Below are 7,336 nucleotides of genomic sequence, written 5' to 3' on the forward strand. Positions count from 1 at the left end.
GCCACACCGCCACCATCGCCCAACTCTGCCGAACCCTCAACAACACCACCACCGTCTACCCCGGCACCAGCCTCACCCTGCGCTACAGCACCAAACCCCACCGCCGACCGCACACCAATTCCTGAGCCCTTCCACCCCCATGTCTGGAGTCCTGATGTCGGACCCGGCCGTCGCGGCCGCCGGCGCCGAAACGGTGGGCTGACGCGGGCCGGACGACGTGGACTACGCAGGGCTGCCGCCGGAGATCAATTCGATCAGGATCTACTCCGGTCCCGGCTCCGGGCCGATGCGCGCCACGCCGCGGCCTGGGGCGGAATCGCCGCCGAGCTGCACTCCTATGAGGCGGTGATCACCGAACTGACCGGCCAAGCCTGGCTGGGCCCGTCATCGGAGGCGCGGGCCGCCGCCGCCCAGACCTACCAGGTCTGGCTGCTGGCCACCGCCGAACATGCCGAGCAGACCGCCGCCCCGGCCAACGCGGCGTTCTACGCGACGGTGCCGCCGACCGGGCCCGGTACGCACTGGTGGTGGCGACCGACCTGCTGGGTCAGAACACCGCCGCGATCGCGACCACCGACGGCGAGTACTACGAGATGTGGGTCCAGGACGCGGCTGCGATGCACAGCTACGCCGCCTCGTCGGCCGCGGCGACCCGGCTGATCCCGTTCACCGAACACCGGCTGTTGAACGGCGGTCGCTGAGACCCGCGTTTTCCACCTGGCGGCGGGTCAGTCCGCGCCGGGCTCCTCCGGGGTCGCATCCTGGTCGAGATCCCACGTCTGCGGCACCATCGGCATCGTCGACGCGGTGGCGCCCGATTCGCCGGTGAGCGCGGTCAAACCGGCGGCGGTGACCGCCGTCGAGTCGCTCGTCGTGCCGGGGAAGCCGATCGGCCCGGCGCCACCGTCCGACGCGGCGGTGGTCGGCGGACCAGGGTCGCCGTCCGGGTATGCGCCCGGGTCCAGGTACTCGTAGCGATATCCGCGGTCGACGCGGGATTCGACGCGTCGGTGCCGCCGCTGGTGCGGCTGCTCCCGGGCGGCTGCGGCCGTCCCGGCGGCCGCGTCCACCGGCTGCCGGGTTCTGGCCCGGGGCGGCGAACCGGTCGCCGGGGTGGCTTCGCTGCCGCGCGCCATCACCAGGTACGGGAATGCGCCACCCGCCGTGCCGATCGGCGGCGGAACCGCCGGCGGCAGGTGGCCCGGCGGAAGACCGGAGACCGCGGCAGCGGCAGGCGCGCTCGGCAGATGGGCGGGCGGGGCCGCGGTCGCCGGCGAACCGGAGGTGACCTCGCCCGGCGGCGTCTCGAAAGCGGGAGCCGTTTCGGTCGGGCCCGGGACGAGTGGGGTGGAGTCCGCGGGCGTGTCCGGCCCGTCGAGACCGGCCAGACCGCCCAGACCGGCCAGACCGGCCGCGGGCGTGGTGGCGGCCAGGCTGGGGCCGATGACCGGCGCCAGCACCATGGCGGCCTGGACCAGCGGGGGCACCAGCGGCTGCAGCGGGGGCGCGATCGCCCCGACGGCTTCACCGGCCCAGTGCGGTATCAGGGTGAACAGCTCGCCGCCTTCGCCGTGCAGGATCAAATTCTCCGCTATGGCGATCTTGTTCTCCAGCCAGTGCAGGCTGATGTGTCCGCCGTCCTGGGTGGTGGGTCCGGAATTGAAAAAATTGGATTGCCGGGACTCGGCGGCGCCCGTTCGCACGATCGCCGGTGCCGCCGGGTCGGCGGGGGTGGCGGCCACCGCCGCGGCCGCCGCGGTCTGGTAACCGGTCATGGTGATCGCCGCCTGAACCCACATCCGCATGTAATCGGCCTCGTTCAGCGCGATCGGGATCGTGTTGATCCCGAAGAAGTTCGTCGCCAGCAACCCGGCGTGCGCCACGTGGTTGGTCGCCAGCTCGGCCGGCGTCGGCATGGTCGCCAGCGCGCTGGTGTACGCCGCCGCGGCGATTTCCTGTTGGGTCGCTGCCGCCGCGCTGCTGTGGCTCTGCTGGATCAGCCACGCGAGGTATGGCACGTTGGCCGCGATGTAGTACTCGGCGCTCGGCCCCTGCCAGGCGCCGGTCTGCACCGCGTTGAGTGTCGCGCCGAGCTCTTGCGCCACCGCCGCGTACTCGGCGCTCAGCGATGCCCAGGCGCCCGCTGCCGCCAGCAGGGGCCCCGCCCCCGGACCGGAGCTCAACAGCGTCGACCACACCTCCGGCGGCGCGGCCATGAAGATCGGCTCGGTCATCGGTCGCCATTCTAATGAGCCAAAGACCCGTAAATCTAGGATAAATCCACATGGACTTCAGCAGATAAGGAAATAATCTCTCGATCGACTGGTATCTGCGGTGACGCTCAGTCGGCCAGGCGGAGCAAGAACCCACCGATGATCAGCGTCCTGGCCAACTCGGTCTGCTGCGTTTCGGTCAGACCGGGCAGGTCACCGATCCGGAACGGCTCGGTGCTCGCCGAAACGAAACGCAGCGCGGCTTCGTGGTCTTCGGCGGCGTTGACCGCCAGCTGGGCGAACTGCAACGCGAAACCGCCCGGCGCGGCCACCACCTGCGAGTAGAGCGGTGAATACTTGACCACCCGGGTCTGCGTGTCGATCTCGGCGACTCCGCCCGGGCCACTCTGCCCGACCGGGGGGCAGCGACCCCGCCGTACCAGCAGATTCTCCATCGCGCCGAGGCCGTCGTCGATCGCCGCCGGACTCTCCACCACCCGGAGCGCCTCCCGGAGCACGTCACGCAGGCCGGCCCGGATCTCCGGGTCGTCCAGGTGCCGGGGCGGCAGCGGTGCGTGGATCCGGTCGTCGTGCAGGCTGAGCCGGTGCAGGGTGTGGGTGAGCAGCGTCAACGCGGTCGGAACGTGCAGCCCCACCGTCAGATGCACAGACGGGTCGTCGGTCGTCTCCGCCGAGTGGACCCGCCCGCGCGGCAGGTAGAGCGTGTCCCCGGCGGCCAGCCGCACGTCGACGGGCGAGTCGCTGGGCGAGGGGAGCGCGTGCAGGTCGAACTCCTGACGGCGTTGCATCTCGTGCGGCGGCACCGCGGTGTCGCCGTGCAAGTGCCAGGCCTTCGATCCGTGCACCTGCAGGATCAGCACGTCGTGATGGTCGTAGTGCGGCAGGAAGCCGGTCGACCCCGGCGGGGTGAGGTAGGCGTTGACCTGGACCGGGAAGTTCAGCTCGACCTCGAGCGAGTGGGACAGCGCGGTGACCGAACGCGCGTACCTCTCCAGCCGGTCCACCACCACGGTGTGGCCGTCGGCGTAGTCCGCGCGTAGCGCGGCCAGGTCGACGCTGCCGTCGGCCAGTCGGTAGGCATCGGAGCGTTTGTTCTCGGCGAGGCGAACCGTTCGTACCGTCGACGCGTCCTGCTGGACCAGGCTGAGCAGGGCGTCGAACGGCGGCGATCCCAGCAGCTCGTCGAAGTAGTCCGGGCTGTCGCGCCGAACATGGTGATGTGTGGCGCCGAAGACATCGGCGAAGAACTCGTCGACGCCAACCGGCGCAATCAGCCACGCCAGTCCCGTCCGCACGGTCAGTCCACTTTCGTGAGCAACACCGCCTGCTCGAAGGGGAGCCGGGCGAACAGCCACCGCCACCGCGGCAGCACCTGCGCCGCCGCCTCGGCCCGGCTCACCAGCCGCGGGTCGGCGACCGCGAACGTCCGGCCGTAGCGGCGCAGCCGCCCGCCGCCGGCCGCGGTGATGTTCTTCAGCCAGTCCCGGTCCGGACCGTAGGTGAGCAGCACCGCCACCCCGTCCTGCGTGCTGAACACATTCAGTGGCGTGCGGTAGGTCTTGCCGGAGCGTCGGCCGCTGTGCTGGAGGATCCCGAAGGTCGGCAGCCAGCCGGCCCACAGCCGCTGGATCGGGTTGGTGACGTACCGGTTGAACCGGGCCAGCCGTTGTGGTAGCCGCATACTCCTCATCCAACCCGCAGCCGCGGCCCGACTCAAGCACCCACTACACCCCGTAGTCGAGCCACGCCGCCCGGCTGGGACACTGGGGGACGTGCGCAGCACCGAGCAGCCAACCGCGTCGACCGCAACCTCGGCGGCGCTCTTCGCCGACGCCTGCGCGGTGATTCCCGGCGGGGTGAACTCCCCGGTCAGGTCGTTCGCCTCGGTCGGCGGCACGCCGCGTTTCATCACCTCGGCGCAGGGCTGCCGGCTCACCGACGCCGACGGCAACCGCTACGTCGACCTGGTCTGCTCGTGGGGGCCGATGATCCTCGGCCACGCCCACCCGGCGGTGGTCGACGCGGTCCGTGAAGCGGCCGGGGCCGGGTTGTCGTTCGGGGCGCCGACGGCGACCGAGACCGCGCTGGCCACCGAGATCATCGCCCGGGTCCCGGCGGTGGCTAAGCTGCGGCTGGTCAACTCCGGCACCGAGGCCACCATGAGCGCGCTGCGGCTGGCCCGTGGCTGCACCGGCCGGGCCAAGGTGGTCAAGTTCGCCGGCTGCTACCACGGCCACGTCGACGCGCTGCTGGCCGACGCCGGCTCCGGGGTGGCCACGCTGGGTCTGGGTGACGACCCGCAGCGCCCGGCTTCGCCGCGCTTGCGATCGTCACCGGGTCTGGGTGACGACCCGCAGCGCCCGGCTTCGCCGCGCTTGCGATCGTCACCGGGGCTGCCGTCCTCGCCGGGGGTGACCGGCGCCACCGCCGCCGACACGATCGTGTTGCCCTACAACGACATCGACGCCGTGCAACAGACGTTCGACCGGCTCGGCGACCAGATCGCCGCGGTGATCACCGAAGCCAGCCCGGGCAACATGGGGGTGGTGCCGCCGGCGCCCGGGTACAACGCCGCGCTGCGGGCGATCAGCGCCGAGCACGGCGCGCTGCTCATCGTCGACGAGGTGATGACCGGCTTCCGGGTGAGCGCGAGCGGCTGGTACGGGCTGGATCCGGTGGACGCCGACCTGTTCACCTTCGGCAAGGTGATGAGCGGCGGGCTGCCGGCCGCGGCGTTCGGCGGCCGCGCCGAGGTGATGGAGCGACTGGCCCCGCTCGGCCCGGTGTATCAGGCCGGTACCCTGTCCGGGAACCCGGTGGCCACCGCCGCCGGGCTGGCCACGCTGCGGGCCGCCGACGCCGCCGTCTACGCCGCACTCGACGCCAACGCCGACCGGCTGACCGGGCTGCTCTCCACGGAGCTGACGGCCGCCGGTGTGCCGCACCAGATTCCGCGGGCCGGCAACATGTTCAGCGTGTTCTTCGCCGAGGCGCCGGTCACCGATTTCAGCACCGCCCGGGCGAGCCAGACCTGGCGGTATCCGCCGTTCTTCCACGCGCTGCTCGACGCCGGCGTGTACCCGCCGTGCAGCGCCTTCGAGGCGTGGTTCGTCTCGGCGGCGCTGGACGACGACGCGTTCGATGTGATCGCTCGCGCGCTGCCGGCCGCGGCCCGCGCCGCCGCCGCGGCCCGGCCGGAGCGGCGCTGATGGCCGAGCAGACCCGGGTGCACCTGATCCGGCACGGCGAGGTGGACAACCCGGAGGGCATCTTGTACGGGCGACTGCCCGGATTCTCGCTGTCGGCGACCGGCCGGGCACAGGCCGAAGCGGTCGCCGAGGCGCTGGCCGACCGGGACATCGTCGCGGTGATCGCCTCCCCGCTGCAGCGCGCCCAGGAGACCGCCGCGCCAATCGCGGCGGCGCACGGCCTGGGCGCGGACACCGACGCCGACCTGATCGAATCGACCAACACCTTCCAGGGCAAGAAGGTCTCGCCGGGCGACGGCGCCTGGCGTAGCCCGCGGGTCTGGTGGCAGCTGCGCAACCCGTTCACCCCGTCGTGGGGGGAGCCGTACGCGCAGATCGCGGCGCGGATGGCCACCGCGGTGGAGAAGGCGCGGGTCCGCGTCGCCGGCCACGAAGCGGTCTGTGTCAGTCATCAGCTGCCGGTGTGGACGGCACGGATGTATCTGACCGGCCACCGGCTCTGGCACGACCCGCGCCGCCGCGAGTGCGCGCTGGCGTCGGTGACCTCGCTGGTCTACGACGGCGACCGGCTGGTCGACGTCGAGTACTCCACCCCGGCCGGCGGGTGAGCATGCCGGCCCGGTCGGTGCGCGCCGTTCTCGCTGTACCCGCTGCGCTCGTGGCGCTGATGCTCGGTTGTGTCGGCTGCTCGGTCGGCGACGACGCGGTGACCCACGGCGGCGCGTTCGAGTTCGTCTCACCCGGCGGCAAGACCGAGATCTTCTACGACCCGCCGGAGACCCGCGGACACCCCGGCGCGGTGGCCGGGCCGGACCTGATGGACCCGCGCCGCACCGTCGGCGTCGACGACTTCCCCGGCCAGGTCGTCGTCCTCAACGTCTGGGGGCAGTGGTGCGGGCCGTGTCGCACCGAGATCGACCAGCTGCAAAAGGTCTACGACCAGACCCGGGGCAGTGGGGTGGCGTTTCTGGGCATCGACGTCCGCGACTACGTGCTGCCGGCGGCCCAGGACTTCGTCAACGACCGCAAGGTCAGCTATCCGTCGATCTACGACCCGGCGATGCGCACCATGATCGCCTTCGGCGGCCGGTATCCGTCGACGATCATCCCGGCCACCCTGGTGCTCGATCGCCAGCACCGGGTGGCCGCGGTGTTCCTGCGGGCCCTGCTCGCCGACGACCTGCGTCCGGTGGTGCAGCGGCTGGCCGCCGAAGGCGGGAGCGGGCCGTCGTGACCGGGTTCGCCGAGTTCTCATCGACCACTGCCTCCTCTGGCCCGCTGCTGCTGGCGCTGGCGCTGGCGACGCTCGCCGGGCTGGTGTCGTTCGCCTCCCCGTGCGTGGTGCCGCTGGTGCCGGGCTACCTGTCGTATCTGGCCGCGGTCGTCGGCGTCGACGTGGCCGACGACACCGCCGGGCACACCGGACGCGCCCGGTGGCGGGTCACCGGCTCGGCGCTGCTGTTCGTCGCCGGCTTCACCGCGGTCTTCCTGCTCGGCACCGTCGCCGTGCTCGGCATGACCACCACGCTGATCACCAACCAGCTGCGGCTGCAGCAGGTCGGCGGGGCGCTGACCATCGTGATGGGGCTGGTCTTCGTCGGGCTGATCCCGGCGCTGCAGCGCCCGGTCCGGTTCACCCCGCGGCGGCTCTCCACGGTGCTGGGGGCGCCGCTGCTGGGCGCGGTCTTCGCGCTGGGCTGGACCCCGTGCCTGGGGCCGACACTGACCGGGGTGGTCGCGGTCGCCTCGGCCACCGAGGGGGCCAGCGTGGCCCGCGGCGCGGTGCTGGTGATCGCCTACTGCGTGGGCCTGGGGATTCCGTTCGTGGCGTTGGCGTTCGGGTCGGCCAGCGCGGTGGCCGGGCTGGGCTGGCTGCGTCGGCACAGCCGCGCC

At 72.1% G+C, this 7,336-nt stretch carries 7 protein-coding genes and 1 pseudogene; 5 read left to right on the top strand and 3 right to left on the bottom strand.

The genetic code is table 11. The features are described from left to right. Positions 1-217: 217 nt before the first annotated feature. Positions 218-674: pseudogene (locus tag AC2VNT_RS15455) on the top strand (PPE family protein); the annotation flags it as partial. A gap of 54 nt (positions 675-728) precedes the next feature. Here the strand turns inward: AC2VNT_RS15455 and AC2VNT_RS15460 are convergent. From AC2VNT_RS15460 to AC2VNT_RS15470, 3 genes are all read right to left on the bottom strand, one after another. Further along, entirely contained in the window at positions 729-2,234 is a 1,506-nt protein-coding gene (locus AC2VNT_RS15460; protein ID WP_486947693.1) for a PPE domain-containing protein, read from the bottom strand. Between the two features lie 107 nt (positions 2,235-2,341). Then, positions 2,342-3,535, bottom strand: coding sequence for a cupin domain-containing protein (locus AC2VNT_RS15465; RefSeq protein ID WP_486947698.1), 1,194 nt, complete (start codon positions 3,533-3,535; stop codon positions 2,342-2,344). After that, complete coding sequence (locus AC2VNT_RS15470; protein WP_486947694.1) at positions 3,532-3,915, bottom strand: nitroreductase family deazaflavin-dependent oxidoreductase; 384 nt, start codon at positions 3,913-3,915, stop codon at positions 3,532-3,534. The genes AC2VNT_RS15465 and AC2VNT_RS15470 overlap by 4 nt, the downstream gene beginning before the upstream one ends. A gap of 91 nt (positions 3,916-4,006) precedes the next feature. Here AC2VNT_RS15470 and hemL point away from each other — a divergent pair, with 91 nt between their 5' ends. The 4 genes from hemL to AC2VNT_RS15490 form a co-directional block, all read left to right on the top strand. Beyond that, positions 4,007-5,443: a glutamate-1-semialdehyde 2,1-aminomutase gene (gene hemL, locus AC2VNT_RS15475; protein WP_486947695.1), complete on the top strand. Its 1,437-nt coding sequence runs from the start codon at positions 4,007-4,009 to the stop codon at positions 5,441-5,443. Continuing rightward, a complete protein-coding gene (locus tag AC2VNT_RS15480) occupies positions 5,443-6,051 on the top strand; it encodes a histidine phosphatase family protein (RefSeq protein ID WP_486947696.1) in 609 nt (202 codons plus the stop codon). Before hemL ends, AC2VNT_RS15480 begins: the two co-directional genes overlap by 1 nt. A 59-nt stretch (positions 6,052-6,110) precedes the next feature. Further along, positions 6,111-6,677 (top strand): TlpA disulfide reductase family protein, encoded by a 567-nt coding sequence (locus AC2VNT_RS15485; protein WP_486947699.1) that lies wholly within the window; start codon positions 6,111-6,113, stop codon positions 6,675-6,677. After that, positions 6,674-7,336, top strand: a 663-nt coding sequence (locus tag AC2VNT_RS15490; protein ID WP_486947697.1) for a cytochrome c biogenesis CcdA family protein, incomplete at its 3' end; no start/stop codon positions are given. The genes AC2VNT_RS15485 and AC2VNT_RS15490, both read left to right, overlap by 4 nt.

The sequence above is a fragment of the Mycobacterium sp. TH-M15 genome (assembly GCF_057473705.1).